Source organism: Planococcus kocurii (assembly GCF_001465835.2).
Classification (GTDB): Bacteria; Bacillota; Bacilli; order Bacillales_A; family Planococcaceae; genus Planococcus; species Planococcus kocurii.
On sequence record NZ_CP013661.2, the window covers coordinates 178,652 to 196,828 of the forward strand.

Genomic DNA, 18,177 nt, shown 5'->3' on the forward strand with positions numbered 1-18,177 from the left:
CAAAAAAAGCTTGAAGTCCGAAGACTCCAGCTTTTCTTAGTAAACAGATGTATTTTCTTTTGACATATTCTCTAATATTTCTTTGACGCGAGCCAAGAATTGACCGCAAACAAGACCATCAAGTACACGGTGATCGAGTGAAAGACAAAGGTTCACCATGTCACGCGCTGCAATCATTCCGTTATCCATAATAACCGGACGTTTTACAATTGACTCAACTTGCATAATTGCTGCTTGCGGATGGTTGATGATGCCCATTGACTGAACAGAACCAAATGATCCTGTATTGTTTACAGTGAATGTTCCACCTTGCATATCAGCTGATTTTATTTTGCCTGAACGTGCTTTTAATGCCAATTCGTTTACTTCTTTGCCAATGCCTTTAACCGATTTTTCATCAGAATTTCTGATGACCGGAACAAACAAAGCACTGTCAGAAGCAACTGCAATTGAAATATTGATATCTTTTTTCTGGATAATTTTATCTCCCGCCCACATCGAGTTCATCATTGGGAATTCTTTCAAAGCTTGTGATACAGCTTTTACGAAGAAAGCAAAATACGTAATATTAAAGCCTTCTTTTTTCTTAAATTCGCCTTTGATCGAATCACGGTATTGAACAAGGTTCGTAACATCCACTTCAATCATCATCCATGCGTGCGGTGCTTCGTGTTTACTCTTCAGCATATTTGCTGCAATCGCTCTACGAACACCCGTGACTGGAATTTCAATATCTCCCGGAGCACTTTCGATTGGAGCAGGTGCGGCTTTTGGTGCTTCTGGAGTTGCTATTGCTTGCTGCGCAGCCGGTTGTTCTTGTTGCGTTGGTGTCTGTGCTGCAGGCACATCTCCAGCTTTTGGAATAGTTCCGCTGTCAATCAACTTCATTAAATCTTTACGCGTAATACGGCCTTCGTTTCCTGAACCGTCCACTTGGGTTAAGTCGATATCGTTGTCTTGAGCCAAGCGCAAGACAGCTGGTGAATAACGGCCTTTTGAACCAGCTGGTTTCGCAGGTTGAGCTGCCGTTTTTGTTTCTTCTTTTTTGCCTGCTGACGGTGCTGCTGATTGTTCATCAGGTGCGTTTTTTTCTTCTTTTACAGGTGCAGAGTTGCCGCCTTCAGTTTCAATCGTGCAGACAATTTCACCGACTGCTAGAGTTTCACCTTCTGAAGCAATTAATTCCTTAACAACTCCTGTGAACGATGATGGAACTTCCGCTGTCACTTTATCTGTATTAACTTCAGCGAGTGGATCATATTTATTTACATGATCACCTGGCTGGACAAGCCATTTTTCAATGGTGCCTTCTGTGACACTTTCACCCAGCTGGGGCATTTTGATGTTTTCAATAGCCAAGGGAATTCCTCCTTTACTTGTCGTTCGGTTTTATGTTTCTTATTCTTTAAGTAATAAGCCACTCTGACTGTGCGGCAAAAGACACCGCTGCCAGAGCGCCTTATGCCTGTCGGAGCTGTGCGGCCGGTTCAACTTTTCTTTTGTCTAGCTTCAGCGCCCAGATTCTAGGGTCATAAGCCACTCTGGCTGTGCGGCAAAAGACACCGCTGCCAGTGTGTCTTACGCTCGTCGAATCTAGATGGGCGCTTACGCTTTTCTTTTTAAAATTCAGCTAGTTCTCTCATTGCTTTTTCTACTTTGTCTGGGTTGATCATGAAGAATTTCTCCATAGTTGGTGCATATGCCATTGCTGGGATATCGGGTCCAGCTAGACGTTTAATCGGAGCGTCTAGGTCGAATAGGCAGTTTTCAGCGATGATCGCTGCTACTTCTCCGATGATACTTCCTTCTTTATTGTCTTCTGTAACTAGAAGAACTTTACCTGTCTTTTTCGCAGCTTCGATAATGCCTTCTTTGTCCAATGGATAAATTGTACGCAAATCAAGGATGTGCGCAGAAATACCATCTTCGGCTAGGCGTTCTGCCGCTTGAAGTGCAAAGTGGACTGCTAAACCATAAGTGATGACTGTAATATCTTCACCTTCGCGTTTCACATCTGCTTTACCAATTTCAATTGTGTAATCTTCTTCTGGTACTTCACCTTTAATTAGACGGTATGCACGTTTGTGCTCAAAAAACATAACCGGATCTTCATCGCGAATTGCTGCTTTTAACAAGCCTTTTGCATCGTATGGAGTTGACGGGATAACGATTTTTAACCCAGGCTGATTAGCGAATATTGCTTCTACTGACTGCGAATGATAAAGTGCGCCATGAACACCACCGCCAAAAGGTGCGCGGAAAACGATTGGACAAGTCCAGTCGTTATTTGAACGGTAACGAATGCGTGAAGCTTCAGAAATAATTTGGTTAATAGCGGGCATGATGAAATCCGCAAATTGCATTTCTGCAATTGGGCGTAATCCGTACATCGCTGCACCAATGCCGACACCGGCAATCGCTGATTCTGCAAGAGGCGTATCTAAGACACGGTCTTCTCCGAATTGATCGTACAGACCTTGAGTCGCTTTAAAAACGCCACCTTTTTTACCGACGTCTTCTCCGAGAACAAAGACGTTTTCGTCACGTTCCATTTCTTCTTTCATGGCAAGCGTGATGGCATCTATATAAGACATAATAGCCATTATTCGTCTCCTCCTTCTTCGGCATAGACATACTTCATCGCATGTTCTGGTTCTGCATATGGTGCTTCTTCTGCATAATCCGTTGCTTCATTGACAATCACCATAATGCGATCATTAATTTCTTTTTCTAATTCATCGTTCATCACACCGTTTTCTTTCAAATAAGCACCAAATGTTAAAATTGGATCTGTTGATTTTTGTGCAGCCAATTCATCCGCAGAGCGATACTGGCGGTGATCATCATCTGACGAGTGCGCTGTCATTCGTTCGCAAACTGTTTCTATCAAGCTTGGTCCTTCGCCACGGCGTGCGCGATCAGCAGCTTCTTTAACATGTTTGTAAACTTCAATCGGATCGTTGCCATCGATTGTTACACCTGGCATACCATAGCCGATTGCTCGATCCGATACGTTTTTACAAGCTAACTGGCGTTCAACGGGCACCGAAATTGCATATTTATTGTTTTCGACCATAATGATAACTGGTAACTTGTGAACGCCGGCAAAGTTCATGCCTTCGTGGAAATCCCCTTGGTTGGAAGATCCTTCACCCAGCGTCGTAAACGTGATGAAATCTTTTTTCTTCATTTTTCCTGCTAAAGCAACGCCCACTGCGTGAGGCAATTGTGTCGTAACAGGCGAAGAGCCTGTCAAAATACGGTTACTCTTTTGCCCAAAATGACCAGGCATTTGGCGCCCACCAGAGTTTGGATCTTCTGCTTTAGCGAAAGCAGACAGCATCAAATCTTTTGGTGTCATTCCAAAATGAAGGACTACACCAATATCGCGGTAGTAAGGAGCGATATAATCTTTTGAATTATCAAGAGCAAAAGCAGCGCCTACTTGTGCTGCTTCTTGACCTTGGCATGAAATCACGAAAGGAATTTTTCCTGCGCGGTTTAATAGCCACATCCGTTCATCTACACGTCGAGCCATCAACATTGTTTCATACATTTTGAGTAAATCTTCATTTGTTAAACCAATTTCTTCATGTCTAGAAGCCATTATGTTTTCCTCCTTTAACTGTGAATTGCTTTTCCGTCAACTGCTAAAGCCGCTTCGCCCATTACTTCTGATAGTGTCGGGTGTGGATGAATTGTTTCAGCAATTTCCCACGGAGTTGCATCTAACACCATTGCAAGACCCGCTTCCGAAATCATATCGGTAACATGCGGCCCAATCATGTGCACGCCAAGTATATCGTTCGTTTCTTTGTCTGCAATAATTTTAACGAAACCATCAGATTCCCCATAAACCAATGCTTTACCAATTGCTTTGAACGAAAATTTACCAACTTTAACCTCATGACCTTTTTCTTTTGCCTGCTCTTCTGTAATACCAACACTTGCTGCTTCTGGATTGGAATAAATGCAACGTGACACCAAGTCATAGTTAATTGCATGTGGATTATTGCCTTTAATGTGCTCGATTGCCGTGATGCCCTCGTGTGATGCAACGTGCGCTAATTGAAGACCACCAATGACATCACCAATTGCGTAAATATGAGATTCTTTCGTTTGGAAAGATTTCTTCACTTGAATAAACCCTTTTTCAACAATAATGTCCGTGTTTTCAATGCCAATATTTTCAACATTTGCTTGACGACCGACTGATACTAGCATTTTTTCAGCAGAAAAACTTTCATTTTTGCCACTGATTTCTGCTTGAATGGTAACGCCATTTTCACCTGTTTCTAATGTATCTGCCATTACTTTTGCGCTTGTCGCAAACTTAACGCCTTTTTTCTTCAAAAGTTTCAACATCTCTTTAGAGATATCTTTATCCTCTGTTGGCACGATGCGGTCTGCATATTCAATAACAGTTACGTCCACACCAAAATCGTTAAGCATTGAAGCCCACTCGATACCAATAACACCCCCACCAACAATTAGAATCGATTGTGGTAAAGTTTCCATCTTCAAGGCTTCATCTGAACTCATAACGAACTTGCCATCAACAGCTAATCCTGGCAAAGTACGCGGACGTGAACCTGTAGCGATAATGACATTATTCGGAATTAACATTTCATTTTCTTCACCATTGTTCATTTCAACAGAAATGGTTCCAGCATTTGGTGAGAAAATAGAAGGTCCAAGAATTCGACCGATACCTTCGTAGACATCAATTTTCCCTTTTTTCATCAATCCTTGCACGCCTGCATGCAATTGGTCGACGATGCCTTGTTTGCGTTGCTGAACACGTCCAAAGTCTAGTGTAACTTCACCTGTCTGAACACCAAAATCAGCTGCATGATTTTTAGTCGTCGAATAAACTTCTGCACTTCTAAGCAATGCTTTGCTCGGAATACAACCTCTATGTAAGCAAGTCCCACCCAGTTCACTCTTTTCAACGATTGCTGTTTTCAATCCAAGTTGTGCAGAGCGTATTGCTGCTACATAACCGCCGGTTCCACCGCCTAAAATAACAACATCATAATTTTGAGCCATAGCTGTATCCTCCTTTATCTGTTCTATCGTTATTCAAATTTCTTGCTACATTGTTGTCTGCTACTTAAAACGGATAGACTTTTACGCGTTCTTCTCCATTTAATACCCGTGCTGCACCTTCAGCTAATGCTTGAAGTTCGTTTTCACCGGGTTGAATTTCGACATCGGCGATCCAACTTACCCGTTCCGATATTAGTTCTACCAAGCTCTCGCCGTATGCTAAGCCACCCGTTAAAATGATGGCATCTACTTGGCCTTTTAAGACCGCACTGATTGCGCCAATTTCTCGCGCAATTTGATACGCCATCGCGTGATAGATCAATTCGGCTTTTTTATCTCCCGAAACAATACGCTGCTCTACTTTGACCACATCACTTGTTCCCAAGTAGGCGAATAACCCACTTTGTCTCACCAATTTCTTGATAATTTCTTGGTGGCTGTAATGTCCAGAAAAGCATAATTCGACCAAATCGCCTGTTGGGACTGTTCCAGCACGTTCAGGACTAAACGGACCATCGCCATGCAAACCGTTATTGACATCAATAACGCGACCATTGTGATGAGCGCCAACTGTTATGCCATTTCCCATATGCGCAACAATTAAATTGACCTCTTCGTATCGACGTCCTCTTTTTTCAGCACATCGACGGGCAACCGCTTTTTGATTGAGAGCATGAAAGATAGATTTTCTTTTAATTAACGAAAATCCAGATACACGTGCAAGTGGCTCTAATTCGTCAACAACGACCGGATCTACTATAAATGCGGGTATATTCAGTGCATCCGCAATTTCAAATGCAATAATGCCGCCTAGATTAGAAGCATGCTGTCCTGAGTACCCTACGCGTAAATCTTCTAGCATTCCACTGTTAACTTCATAAGTTCCACCTTCAATGGGACGTAATAACCCGCCCCTGCCACAAACTGCGGCTAAATTAGAAACATTCATACCCTCTTCGTCCAACGCTTCCAAAATCGTGTTTTTTCTGAATAGATATTGGTCATTAATACTGGAAAATTTACTTAGGTCTTCTATGGTGTGGCGTATCATTTTTTCCATAATCAAAATATCATTATCGAAAACACCAATTTTTGTCGATGTAGAGGCAGGATTAATGGCCAGGATCCGATTCGACTGCCTTTGCACGTCGCTCCCTCATTTCTTCTTATACTAATAGATTTTTTCTTCCATCTCCGACAACCGACTTAACGAAGCAAGAAGCCAGGCGTAGTTTGCCTGACTTCTTACGGGAGCCATGCAGCATGCGGCTGAAACGGAATAGAAGAAAAAATTCTTTCGATTATTCTACTTTGTTATCTTCTGCTTAAAATATTATGTTCATTTCTAAGAAACTGAGTTCTTGAATTGCGAACGCGTTCGATTCGCTCTTCAGCCATGCGGTCCGCAGCGATGTAACTTGGTACGTTATCACGTTTAGAAATTGCATAAATTTTCGTGATGCTGTCATAAATTGTTTCAACGCGTTTCATCGCGCGTTCATTGTTGTAACCATATAATTCATCTGCAACGTTGATAACACCGCCTGAGTTAATAACAAAGTCAGGTGCATATACGATACCACGTGCTTCAAGCTCATCGCCGTGACGCTCTTCTTTTAATTGGTTGTTAGCAGAGCCAGCAACTACTTTTACTTTTAATTGAGGAATCGTATCATCGTTGATGATTGCGCCCATTGCACACGGTGCAAAAATATCCGCTTCTTGTGAGTAGATGTCATTTGGTGCAACTGCTGTTGCGCCGAATGCTTCTACTGCACGATTTACAGCATCTTGGTTAATATCTGTAACGATTAATTTCGCACCTTCTTTGTGAAGATATTCGCAAAGTGGGTACGCGACGTTCCCAACACCTTGAACTGCAACTGTTTTGCCTTCTAAAGAATCGTCGCCAAATGCTTCTAAAGCCGCGGCTTTCATTCCAATATAAGCGCCGTATGCTGTAACAGGTGATGGATTACCTGAAGAGCCAAATGCTGGCGAGATTCCTGTTACGAAATCTGTTTCTTCGTGGATTAAATCCATATCCGCAACAGTTGTTCCAACGTCTTCAGCAGTTATATAACGCCCGTTTAATCCTTGAATAAAACGTCCGAATGCACGGAACATTTCTTCGTTTTTGTCTTTCAATGGATCTCCGATAATAACTGTTTTTCCGCCACCCAAGTTAAGACCTGCTGCAGCATTTTTGTAAGTCATTCCGCGAGCAAGACGAATGGCATCTTCAATCGCTTCTTCTTCTGTTGCATAATTCCACATGCGCGTACCGCCAAGTGCCGGTCCTAGAGTCGTGTCATGAATACAAATAATAGCTTTTAGGCCCGAGCTTTTATCTTGGCAAAATACTAACTGTTCGTAATCGTGTTGTTCCATTCTGTTGAAAATTTCCATTGTTAATTCCCCCTAGTAGATGTTCTTAGCGTTAATGATGAGCAAATGGCCAAAGCCAATGAATACAGTTTGCTGTCTGCACTATCAGCACGCGACGATAAAACAATTGGCGCTTTAGCACCAGCTACAATACTGCCGACTTTGGCATTTGCAAAAAAGACCAGCGATTTATACAGGATATTTCCGGATTCAATAGTTGGAACAAGTAAAATGTCGGCGTTGCCGGCATTGTTTCCTGCTATTCGCTTATGTTTGGCCGCATCTACTGATATCGCATTGTCGAGAGCAAATGGCCCGTCTACGATACAATTTTTGATTTGGCCACGCCGATTCATCGCAGTAAGCGCTGCAGCGTCTAGTGTCACTTGCATGTTCGGATTAATTACTTCTACCCCCGCAAGTGGTGCAACGATTGGTAATTCTACACCTACTGAGCGCGCGATTTGAACAGCATTTTGAATAATTTGTACTTTTTGAGGTAAATCAGGACTAATATTCATGCCTGCATCTGTCAAAAAAATCAACCGATCAAACCCAGCGACTTCAAAAACAGCTACATGAGACATGATCGAGCCCGTCCGCAGACCATAGGTTGGATTTAGTACGGCCTTTAACAGTACCGCTGTCGCAATCTGACCCTTCATCAAGATATCGGAATCATTCCTGAATACGGACTTTACAGCTTCTTGTGCAGCCATTTCCAAACTATCAACGTGACACAACTGAACTTTAGGGTGATCGAGCAGCTCGGGAAAATGCTCCCTTAGCATTGCTGTTACAGTCAATTCATCGTCGTATAGTCGGAAATGAGCCATATTGCGTTCGATAGCCATACTCACGGCTTTGAGAACGGACACATCAGCAGCAGCTGCAACAGCCACCGTATGATTAGACTCATCCGAAACCATCTCGAATAACTGATTTAATGTGGCCATTACCGCTCACCTCATTCTTCTTAATTAAAACAGAACAAATGGTCATATATAAGAGATGAAAGCGTTTTATTTGCTTTTTAGCACGTAAAACATTGCAATTAATTGCAAAACCCTGCAATAATTTGCAAAACTATTGCATTAACCCGTATTTCTCTAATTTGTAATACAAGGTTCGGAGAGAGATTTCTAATTGTTTTGCCGTTTTGGATTTATTGCCTTTAGCCTGTTTCAAAGCATGATGTAAAATTCCTCGTTCAACAGTATCCAATTGTTCTTGCAAAGGCATGGAGGATTGAATGAGTACTTCGTTTTTCGCTTCTGCAACTCGTAGCATACTAAGTGGGATGTGTTCTTCAGTTAATACACGGTCGTTCATCTGCATGAAGATCATCGAACGGCTCAGTACGTTTTCCAGTTCCCTGACATTACCTGGCCAATCATAGACACGCAAATACTGTAAGGCTTTGTCAGAAATCGATTCAACACTGCGCCCGTACTCCTGATTTAACTTCAACAATAGACGCCCAGTAATTCTCGGAATGTCTTGCTTTCGATTACGCAAAGGCGGAATTAAAATTGGCATCCTGTTTAACCGATAATACAGATCCTCACGAAACTTCCCTTCAAGCAATGCTTTTTCCATGTTTGCATTTGTCGACGCAATCACACGCACGTTAACAGGAATCGGTTTACTCCCACCTATACGTAAGGTTTCATGTTCTTGTAGTACACGTAGCAATTTACTTTGAAGCATCGATGACAATTCACCAATTTCATCTAAAAAGATGCTGCCATTATTGGCTTCTTCAAACAAGCCGCGCTTTTCTCCTGTTTTAATACCTGGAATGGCTCCTTCTTCATAACCGAAAAGTTCACTTTCTAACAGTTCCTCTGAAAGCGCAGCGCAATTGACGCGGACGAATTTATTGTATTTCCGCTCACTAGCACTGTGGATGGCGTGTGCGAATAATTCTTTACCAGTCCCCGACTCACCGCGCAATAATACGGTCACTAAAGTTTGTGCGGCTAATTTTGCTTGTTGAAGAGATAATTGCATTTCTGACGACAACCCGATGATGTCATCAAAGGTATACTTCGATTCCAGTGTACGAATAATACTTCGAGCACGATCTAGCTCTTTCATTAGGGAGCGAATTTCGGTCGTATCGTGAATGACGCCAACACTGCCTTTTAACTTATTGTCGACGATAATGGGTGCGACGTTAACAATAACTTCGCGGTTTGACGGACCTACTTTTAAATTAACTCCGCGTACAGGCTTGCGTGTTTGCAGTGCTTTTAAGTGCATGCTTTCTCCTTCAGAGATATCTGCCGATGCCGGCTGACCGATAACATCCTTCATCTGCAAGCCGGTAATTCGTGTATACGCTGGATTTACAAGCAATCCATTGCCCTTTTCATCTACTACGGATATAGCGTCATCACTCGACTGGATAATGGCTTCTAACATGGTCTGCACTTCTTTCAGATCTGTTATTTCTTCTGCTAACGCAACCACTTCCGTAATGTCTTTAAACACCGCAAAGGCACCGATGATCTCTCCATCATCACCAATCATTGGAAACCGGGAAGTAACAATTCTCGAACCATTTTCTAACGGCAGTTCTTTGTTCAATTCGGTGCGACCCGTTTCGTAGATTCTTGGCAATTCACTTAAGGAAATAAATTCGTGAATATGCTTTCCGAGTGTTTCATCAACTGTCACTTCAAGCATTCGCGCTGCACTTTTATTGATAAATGTAATATGGCTTGTTTTATCAATACCAATCATGCCTTCTTCTATTGAATTGAAAATGATTTTTTCTCTACGACTTTCTTTACTTAACCGATTAATAAAATGCTCTTTTTCTTCCAATAAACGAACCAATACATTTGCAAGACTGCCAGGAACGATAACCGTCTTTTTCAAAAAATACGTTTTTAGCTCTTGATAAAAAGAATCACTTCCAGTGACATTAAAGACAATATCAATATCCGCTTTATTGAATTTCCGGTAATCCTCCGCAACCGAAATACCGTGAGACCGCGCAGTTAAAACAGCAGGCGCATCCATGTGTAAATCAACGACGCCATGTACGTCTAAATAATCCGTTTCGAGAAGAGTCTTTAAAATAGCAGACCCTCCAACACCACCGCCGACAATTAATACTGTTTGCAATTTCATTCAAACTCCCTTCCACCAATATGCAAGTAATTGCAATAATATTTTAAGCGTACATCAGGAAGGTTTTCTTGACAACTTTAATAGAATTAGAAACAATAGAAGCAGAAGGATGTGGAATTATGGGTCGTCTAGTGGCATTTATCATTTTGCTGATTCCTGGAATTATGGCGGCATATGGCATTAAATTAATGCGTGATACGTTATTTAATAAATTGCTCGAGCCTTTTCCGGCTCTTTGGCTCCAGTTTACATTTGGCACTCTTTTTGTCGTTCTAGGAATCGGTTTTTTTGCCGGATTTCTATTGAATCGCGATCGAAAAAAAGGGACCGTTTCAAAAAGATTCCAGAAATAAAAAAATTGCGTCTACCCAAAAAGGGGAGACGCAATTTTTCTTTTAACACGATCTGGGTAATTGGTAATAATACCAACCGTTTGTGAATTAAGTTGAGTGATAAGCGACTCCGACCCTAAAACTCCGTACAACCGAACTTTCTTGTCCAACTCTAGGACATCGGCCCATAAAGCTTTATTAAGAAGGCGTTTATGGAGATGAATACTGTCGACCCACTCCATTTCTTTCACGTAAGGCAGCTGTTTATTCTTTTTAATAATCAGAGCCATTTCAGTAGAAGGCATCAATTTCTTCATTTCTTCCAGCAATTGCGGATTAAACGAAGACAAATGGATATCCCTAATCCCCTCCAACATAGCTGCAAGAATTTGTGGTCCTTTTGGATTTTTCACAAATGATGCTTTTAACTCAACGTTCAATGGAATGTTCTTTTTTTTTGCCCATTGAAACACTTCATACGCTAATGGGATTTGATAATGCTGAAATGGACGTATCCATTTTTTGCCGACACGAAGATCTTTTATGTCTTCGTAAGCAAGTGCCTCAATATCTGCATTAAAACCAGTTAGTCGCCGCAAGTTGTCATCATGAAAGACAACAACAACGCCGTCTTTCGTAATTTGTACATCAAGCTCAATCCCAACACCAAATTCACAAGCCTTAAAAAAAGCGTCCCATGTATTTTCCAGTGCATATCCTGAAGCGCCTCGGTGTGCATACACTTTGACTTCAGACAATAAAATCATCCTCTTCCATTTCTGAAATCCACTAAACGAGTAAAACCGAATTTACTATCGATTCTACTAGCCGTTTCTTTGCAGTTCCATCACTATTTTATCATTTATTAGGACAAACTAACAGTATTGTCGTTTTACTGACTTTTTTTGGTTTTGCTGTTTTCGTATACTTCCTTATGTAAAAAAATACATTGTAAGCTTTAAAACAAAAAACCGATGAATTAAAGTCTCATCGGTCGATTATCTATTGGATCATAGTAGGTTTTTAAAGCGACGCCATCGTAAAAAATGCAATCAAAATGCTAACGCAATAAACACCATAAAAATACAGCCGGTCGGTGACAGTTCCTTCACCATTACCTAAAAAATAGTCATCAATTTGCCGAATCAATTGCAATTGCGCTCGCCTCTTTTCATCCCATTGATTTTCCGGTCTCGTCATTCTTAATCATTCGGAAAGTTCCCTTTTTTTAAAAACAATGTCTTATTCTTTTCCTTTATTGTGCTTTTTTTAAACCTACCCATTCGCTCCAACAAACACAATAAATGTGCTTAGAATTAACTAAAAAAACTTCCCTACCGCCATTTTGGCGACAAGAAAGTTTCGATAAATTCTCCGATTATAAATCGTCTCGCATTTTCAGCTGCAAACTATCTGCGACCATTGCAATAAATTCCGAATTAGTTGGTTTTGATTCTAAATGCGCTACACTGTAGCCGAAAATTTTCGAGATATGATCGACCGTTTCATGACGATTCCAGACTTGCTCAATTGCATGGCGAATCGATCTTTCTACCCTCGACGACGTCGTGTCAAATTTAGTAGCAATTCCCGGATATAATACTTTAGTGACTTTATTTAATATTTCTGGTTGTTCCAGTACTAACGAAACGGCTTCTTTTAAATAAAGATAGCCTTTAAGATGAGGGGGGATCCCAATATCTTTCACCATATTCGTAATCAAATCATCTTTCGTTCGCTTGTCTTCAGTTTGCTTTGTTTTACCAGTTCGTGCATTCATAATATGATTAATCTGGACTGCAAGGCGTTCTACCTCAAAAGGTTTCATAATAAAATAGGAAGCTCCGTACTCCGCAGCCTGGCTCATGATCGATTCCTGTCCAAAAGCAGACAGCATAATTACATCAATTCCCTGTAAATCTTCATTTTCTTTGATAGCATCTAAAACAGCGATGCCGTCTAGATAAGGCATAATAATATCCAATAATAAGACATCAATTGTGTGGTTTTGGAGCATTTCGATACAAGTTTTGCCGTTATAAGCAACTTTTACTACTTCCATGTTAGCTTGTGCATTTAAATAATCTTCCATCAGTCCGACCAATTCGCGATTATCATCTGCAATTGCGATTTTTATTTTTTTCATTCGACTCTCTCTCCTTGGTGACTGACTCTAGCAGGATTGTTTTTCTTCTTAATTGACTCTCTTTACCCTTACTGGCTGTCTTTATAACTTTATTTCATCAATAGTTTACGGTCTGCCGCGAGTGATAACAATTCTTCCGCATGTTGCAAAGTCAGATCTGTTATTTCAGCTCCTGACAGCATACGACTCATTTCTTCCGTCCGCTCTCTTCCATTAAGCTCGGTCACCGCAGTGGTTGTTCGTTGCTTGTCGACTTTTTTCTCAATAAACAAATGCTGATCTGCCATCGCCGCTACTTGAGGCAAATGGGAAATACAAAGCACTTGAGAATCGACTGAGATAGCAGCAATTTTCTCAGCAATAGCCTGAGCCACTCGACCGCTAACACCTGTATCCACTTCGTCGAATATAATGGAAGTTATGCCTTGATGCTCAGAGAAGATGGTTTTTAGTGCCAACATCATGCGGGACAATTCCCCGCCGGATGCTACTTTAGTTAAAGGTTTCAACGGTTCGCCAAGATTTGTTGAAATGTAAAAAGTAATTGCATCATGACCATGACGATCAAATCGACCGCTTGGCAACACGGTAAAGTTTACTTCAAACGATGCCTTTGCCATATGTAATTCTTTTAACTGCTCCATAATCGCTTTGCCTAGGCTTTTCGCTGCTTTTTTGCGAAGAATCGTTAACTCTTCCGCTTCCACACGCAAATCCTCAGTTAATTCTTTTAACTTTTCTTGATCTAATTGATAACGCTGATCTCGGTTGACCAATTTATCCAATTCATCTGTCTGCTTTTCATGATACAGCAAAATGTCTTCTACAGAAGTCCCGTATTTTCTTTTTAGCGATTGAATAACAGCTAAACGTTGCTCGATTTCATTTAATCTACCCGGATCGAATTCCATATCATCTAAAATTCGCTTGATTTCCGTACCGGTATCTTGGATTAAATAAAAAGCACCGGATAAAGTTTCAGAGGACCCTATAAAAGTTTCATCTACTGCTGCTGCATGTTCAAGTTCAGACATAGCGGATCCAATCCAATCCAGTCCTTTGCTTTCTCCTTGAATTGCTTCGTGCGCCGCAGAAATTGACTCGTATATCTTATTAAAATTTTGTAATTTTTTACGTTCTTGAATAAATTCTTCTTCTTCTCCTATAACCAACTCCGCTGCTTCGATTTCTTGCAGTTGGAAAGTCAATAAATCAATACGCTGTGCAATTTGCTGCTCATTTTCAGTATAAGAAGAAAACTCTCGCTTTAATTTTGTGTACTTATCAAATGTGTGGCTATAGCTTTCTTTTGACTTCGCTAAGCTTTTACCGGCAAACTGATCGAGCAAGTAAAGATGCTGTTTTTCATCCATCAATTCCTGTGTTTCGTGTTGGCCGTGAATATCAATTAGAGAAGCTCCAACTTCACGTAAAATAGAAATGGTAACGAGTTTACCATTTATTCGACAGACATTTTTGCCTTTATCATTTAATTCTCTGCGCAACAAAATATCGCCATCACTCCAAGTGATACCGAATTCCTCTAATCTGCGAAATACCGGGTGTTGTTCATTTTCTAATGAAAACAAGCCTTCGATTTCTGCCTTTTTAGCGCCATGACGAATAAATTCTTGGCTTCCTCGTCCACCTGCTAAAAGATGAACCGCATCGATAATAATGGATTTACCGGCTCCGGTTTCTCCAGTCAAAACAGTCAATCCTTCAGAAAAGCTAACTGTCAAAGCATCAATAATAGCAAAATTGCGTATATCTAACTCCCGAAGCATATCCGCTCACCTCTTCTTAAAGCATTTCGATTAAACGTTGTTTTAAAATTTCACGCTGTTCGGTATCTCGGCAAATAATAAGACATGTATCATCCCCACAAATTGTTCCAAGAATTTCTTCCCAGTCCAAATGATCAATGAGTGAGCCAATTGCATGAGCATTACCTGGCAAAGTTTTCATTACTAAGAAATGGCTAGCTCCGTCAATGCTAACAAAAGCATCTGTCAATGCACGATGCAGTTTTTGCATTGGATTAAAACGTTGATCAGCTGGCAAACTGTATTTGTAACGCCCATCTTGAAGCGGTACTTTTACTAAATGCAATTCTTTTATATCCCGTGAAACAGTTGCTTGTGTCACTTCATAGCCCGCTGATTTTAGTAGTTCTACCAACTCATCTTGTGTTTCAATTTCGCGATTTGATATAAGATCGCGTATTTTAATGTGACGCTGTCCTTTATTCATGTTGTGCCCCCTTGAATGAATAATTATTCCATATACCTAATATTCTAACTCTATTTCATACACAAGACAAGAAAACACATTCCTTTTGGAATGTGTTTATAATAATTCATGTGCTGTCTTGACAGTTTCATCGATGGACTGCTCAGAAACCCCTGCTATATCAGTGCCTTCAGTAGCCGATTGAAGGTGAAATAAAAATTCAATATTACCTTCTCCACCAGTAATCGGTGAGAACGACATGTTCTTCACATGAAAACCGGCTTCAACTGCAAATTTTCCGACTTTAACCAACACATCACGGTGTATTTGGGGGTCGCGAATAATGCCTTTTTTTCCGACATTTTCTCTACCTGCTTCAAATTGAGGTTTGACCAGTGCGATGACGTCGCCCCCTGGGACCAAAACTTGTTTTAATACAGGAAAAATAATGCGCAAAGAAATAAACGAGACATCAATTGTAGCAAATTCCGGCAGACCTTGATTAAAATCTTCTGGTTTGGAATGGCGGAAATTGACGCGTTCCATGACAGTCACACGCTCATCCTGCCTAATCTTCCATGCCAACTGATTGTAACCAACATCAAGTGCATAGCAGTGCTTAGCGCCGTTTTGAAGAGCGCAATCAGTGAAGCCACCTGTTGAAGAGCCAATATCAAGCATCAGTTTGTCGGCAACCGATAAGTCAAACTTTTCTAAAGCTTTTTCAAGCTTTAAACCGCCTCGGCTAACATATTTCAAATCATTTCCTTTCATTTGCAAAGGAGATTCTACTGAAATTTTTTCACCAGGCTTATTCATGCGTTCAGATCCAGAATAGATAATACCAGCCATAATAGCTCGTTTTGCTTTTTCACGTGTTTCACAGATGCCTTGTTCAACTAACAAGACATCTACACGTTCTTTTTTGGGCTTGATCATAGAGGAATCGAACCTGCCTGCTTTTTGGCTTGCGCACGCTTGTTAATGACACGCACGACTTCATCGCTATTTAAATGAATTTCGTCCATAAGTTCAGCAACGTCTCCGTGTTCAATAAAGTGATCCGGAATTCCTAAACGGTCAATAATCGATCCGCGGTATTGGTTTTCTTGTGCAAATTCTAACACGGCACTACCAAAGCCACCTTGAAGTACCGCTTCTTCAATCGTTACGACCGGAATGTCACGTTTAAAGACTTCGTGGAGCATTGCCTCGTCCATCGGTTTAATGAAACGTGCATTTACCACTTCCACGGAAATGCCTTGCTCGAGTAGTTGTTCTGCTGCGCGCATAGCCATTGGAATGGTCGTACCGAACGTTAAGATGATAGCATCTGTTCCTTTTTGTAACACTTCCCACGAACCGATTGGCAACGCGTGAAGTTCTGTATCCATTGGTACACCTAAGCCGTTGCCTCTTGGATAACGAAGCGCAATTGGGCCACCATTATAATCAATAGCAGTTTTCACCATATGCTGCCCTTCATTTTCGTCTTTTGGCATCATAATGACCATGTTCGGCAAATGACGTAAGAATGCAATATCGAAAACGCCTTGATGCGTTTCACCATCTGCTCCAACAAGACCCGAGCGATCAATTCCAATAAAGACATTTAAATTTTGACGACAAATATCATGAACGACTTGATCGTATGCACGTTGTAAGAAGGTTGAATAAATCGCTAAGAATGGCTTCATGTCTTGTGTAGCAAGTCCAGCCGCCATCGTTGTCGCATGCTGTTCTGCAATTCCAACGTCAAACATACGGTCAGGAAATTCAGAAGCGAATCCTTCTAATTTCGAACCAACTGGCATAGCCGGTGTAATTGCGACAATGCGCTCGTCTGTGCGTGCTAGTTTACGGACAGTTTCTGCTACCAAACCGCTCCATGAAGGCGCTTTTGAAGATGATTTCACTAAATCACCAGTCTCCGTTTTATAAGGACCCGTACCATGCCATGTCCCAATTGTATCTTGTTCAGCAGGTAAAAAGCCTTTGCCTTTTTTCGTTATGACATGAAGTAAAACCGGTCCTTTGGTTTTCTTCGCGTAACGCAAGTTTTCTTCCAGTTCTTCTAAGTCATGTCCATCAATTGGCCCTAAATACGTAAAGCCCATTTCTTCAAAGAACATTCCTGAAACTACTAAATATTTCAAAGAATCTTTTACGCGTTCAGCAGTTGCGGCTAATCTGCCCCCGACTGCCGGTACTTTTTTAAGTAAATATTCCAAATCATCTTTGACTTTGTTGTACTTTCCAGCTGTTCTCATACGGCCAAGCATACTGTGCATTGCTCCAACATTTGGAGCAATAGACATTTCATTATCATTTAAAATAACGATCATATCGGTCTTCGTATGACCAATGTGATTTAATGCTTCAAAAGCCATTCCACCGGTTAATGCTCCATCACCAATAATTGGAACTACATAATTGTCGGTTTTTTTGATATCACGAGCAGCTGCCATTCCCATTGCAGCTGATAGAGACGTCGAACTATGTCCAGTTTCCCATACGTCATGGTCGCTTTCATTGCGTTTCGGAAATCCACAAAGACCTTTAAATTGACGCAGTGTGTCAAATTGGCTAGCTCTTCCTGTTAAAATTTTGTGGACATATGACTGGTGCCCTACATCCCAAATAAATTTGTCTGATGGGCTATCGAATACTTTGTGTAGCGCAACCGTTAGTTCCACTACTCCAAGATTCGGACCAATATGCCCACCTGTTCTTGATAAATTCTCTATTAGAAACCGTCTTATATCTTCACTTAATACTTCAAGCTGTTTTGTGTTCAGCTCTTTTAAGAAAGATGGACCAGTAATCGACTGTAGATCCATTGCCATCACGCACCTTTTATAAAATTTTCCTTCAGACTGTCTGTTCATA

At 41.0% G+C, this 18,177-nt stretch carries 16 protein-coding genes; 1 reads left to right on the plus strand and 15 read right to left on the minus strand.

Translation table 11 applies throughout. The features are described from left to right. Nucleotides 1-36 precede the first annotated feature (36 nt). The 8 genes from AUO94_RS00915 to AUO94_RS00950 all read right to left on the minus strand — a co-directional run bounded on the left by AUO94_RS00915 (nucleotide 37) and on the right by AUO94_RS00950 (nucleotide 10,572). On the minus strand, nucleotides 37-1,359 hold the full coding sequence (locus AUO94_RS00915; protein ID WP_058385487.1) for a dihydrolipoamide acetyltransferase family protein: 1,323 nt from the start codon (nucleotides 1,357-1,359) through the stop codon (nucleotides 37-39). A 260-nt stretch (nucleotides 1,360-1,619) separates the two neighbouring features. After that, nucleotides 1,620-2,603, minus strand: coding sequence for an alpha-ketoacid dehydrogenase subunit beta (locus tag AUO94_RS00920; RefSeq protein ID WP_058385488.1), 984 nt, complete (start codon nucleotides 2,601-2,603; stop codon nucleotides 1,620-1,622). Beyond that, nucleotides 2,603-3,607 carry a thiamine pyrophosphate-dependent dehydrogenase E1 component subunit alpha gene (locus AUO94_RS00925; protein WP_058385489.1) on the minus strand — a complete coding sequence of 335 codons (1,005 nt, stop codon included), beginning with the start codon at nucleotides 3,605-3,607 and terminating at the stop codon, nucleotides 2,603-2,605. The genes AUO94_RS00920 and AUO94_RS00925 overlap by 1 nt, the downstream gene beginning before the upstream one ends. A gap of 14 nt (nucleotides 3,608-3,621) precedes the next feature. Beyond that, the gene (gene lpdA / locus AUO94_RS00930; protein ID WP_058385490.1) at nucleotides 3,622-5,049 is read right to left on the minus strand and encodes a dihydrolipoyl dehydrogenase; all 1,428 of its coding nucleotides are present in this window, start codon (nucleotides 5,047-5,049) and stop codon (nucleotides 3,622-3,624) included. Between the two features lie 64 nt (nucleotides 5,050-5,113). After that, nucleotides 5,114-6,196, minus strand: a complete 1,083-nt coding sequence (gene buk, locus AUO94_RS00935) for a butyrate kinase (protein WP_058385491.1) — start codon at nucleotides 6,194-6,196, stop codon at nucleotides 5,114-5,116. Nucleotides 6,197-6,363: 167 nt separating this feature from the next. Continuing rightward, nucleotides 6,364-7,458, minus strand: a complete 1,095-nt coding sequence (locus AUO94_RS00940; protein WP_058385492.1) for a Leu/Phe/Val dehydrogenase — start codon at nucleotides 7,456-7,458, stop codon at nucleotides 6,364-6,366. Nucleotides 7,459-7,460: 2 nt separating this feature from the next. Beyond that, nucleotides 7,461-8,393: a phosphate butyryltransferase gene (yqiS, locus tag AUO94_RS00945; RefSeq protein WP_058385493.1), complete on the minus strand. Its 933-nt coding sequence runs from the start codon at nucleotides 8,391-8,393 to the stop codon at nucleotides 7,461-7,463. A gap of 130 nt (nucleotides 8,394-8,523) precedes the next feature. Next, nucleotides 8,524-10,572 (minus strand): sigma-54 interaction domain-containing protein, encoded by a 2,049-nt coding sequence (locus AUO94_RS00950; protein WP_058386913.1) that lies wholly within the window; start codon nucleotides 10,570-10,572, stop codon nucleotides 8,524-8,526. 125 nt (nucleotides 10,573-10,697) lie between these two features. Here AUO94_RS00950 and AUO94_RS00955 point away from each other — a divergent pair, with 125 nt between their 5' ends. Next, nucleotides 10,698-10,931 (plus strand): DUF2627 domain-containing protein, encoded by a 234-nt coding sequence (locus AUO94_RS00955; protein ID WP_058386914.1) that lies wholly within the window; start codon nucleotides 10,698-10,700, stop codon nucleotides 10,929-10,931. A gap of 11 nt (nucleotides 10,932-10,942) precedes the next feature. Here the strand turns inward: AUO94_RS00955 and AUO94_RS00960 are convergent, their stop codons facing one another. The 7 genes from AUO94_RS00960 to dxs form a co-directional block, all read right to left on the minus strand. After that, nucleotides 10,943-11,668, minus strand: a complete 726-nt coding sequence (locus AUO94_RS00960; RefSeq protein WP_058385494.1) for a glycerophosphodiester phosphodiesterase — start codon at nucleotides 11,666-11,668, stop codon at nucleotides 10,943-10,945. Nucleotides 11,669-11,933: 265 nt separating this feature from the next. After that, nucleotides 11,934-12,110 (minus strand): hypothetical protein, encoded by a 177-nt coding sequence (locus AUO94_RS17320; RefSeq protein ID WP_169793152.1) that lies wholly within the window; start codon nucleotides 12,108-12,110, stop codon nucleotides 11,934-11,936. Nucleotides 12,111-12,288: 178 nt separating this feature from the next. After that, nucleotides 12,289-13,056, minus strand: a complete 768-nt coding sequence (spo0A, locus tag AUO94_RS00965) for a sporulation transcription factor Spo0A (protein WP_058385495.1) — start codon at nucleotides 13,054-13,056, stop codon at nucleotides 12,289-12,291. An 89-nt stretch (nucleotides 13,057-13,145) separates the two neighbouring features. Then, entirely contained in the window at nucleotides 13,146-14,843 is a 1,698-nt protein-coding gene (gene recN / locus AUO94_RS00970) for a DNA repair protein RecN (protein WP_058385496.1), read from the minus strand. Nucleotides 14,844-14,859: 16 nt separating this feature from the next. Then, nucleotides 14,860-15,309 carry a transcriptional regulator AhrC/ArgR gene (gene ahrC, locus AUO94_RS00975; protein ID WP_058385497.1) on the minus strand — a complete coding sequence of 150 codons (450 nt, stop codon included), beginning with the start codon at nucleotides 15,307-15,309 and terminating at the stop codon, nucleotides 14,860-14,862. A 96-nt stretch (nucleotides 15,310-15,405) separates the two neighbouring features. Then, a complete protein-coding gene (locus AUO94_RS00980) occupies nucleotides 15,406-16,224 on the minus strand; it encodes a TlyA family RNA methyltransferase (protein ID WP_179946129.1) in 819 nt (272 codons plus the stop codon). After that, complete coding sequence (dxs, locus tag AUO94_RS00985) at nucleotides 16,224-18,128, minus strand: 1-deoxy-D-xylulose-5-phosphate synthase (protein WP_058386915.1); 1,905 nt, start codon at nucleotides 18,126-18,128, stop codon at nucleotides 16,224-16,226. The genes AUO94_RS00980 and dxs overlap by 1 nt, the downstream gene beginning before the upstream one ends. Nucleotides 18,129-18,177 lie beyond the last annotated feature (49 nt).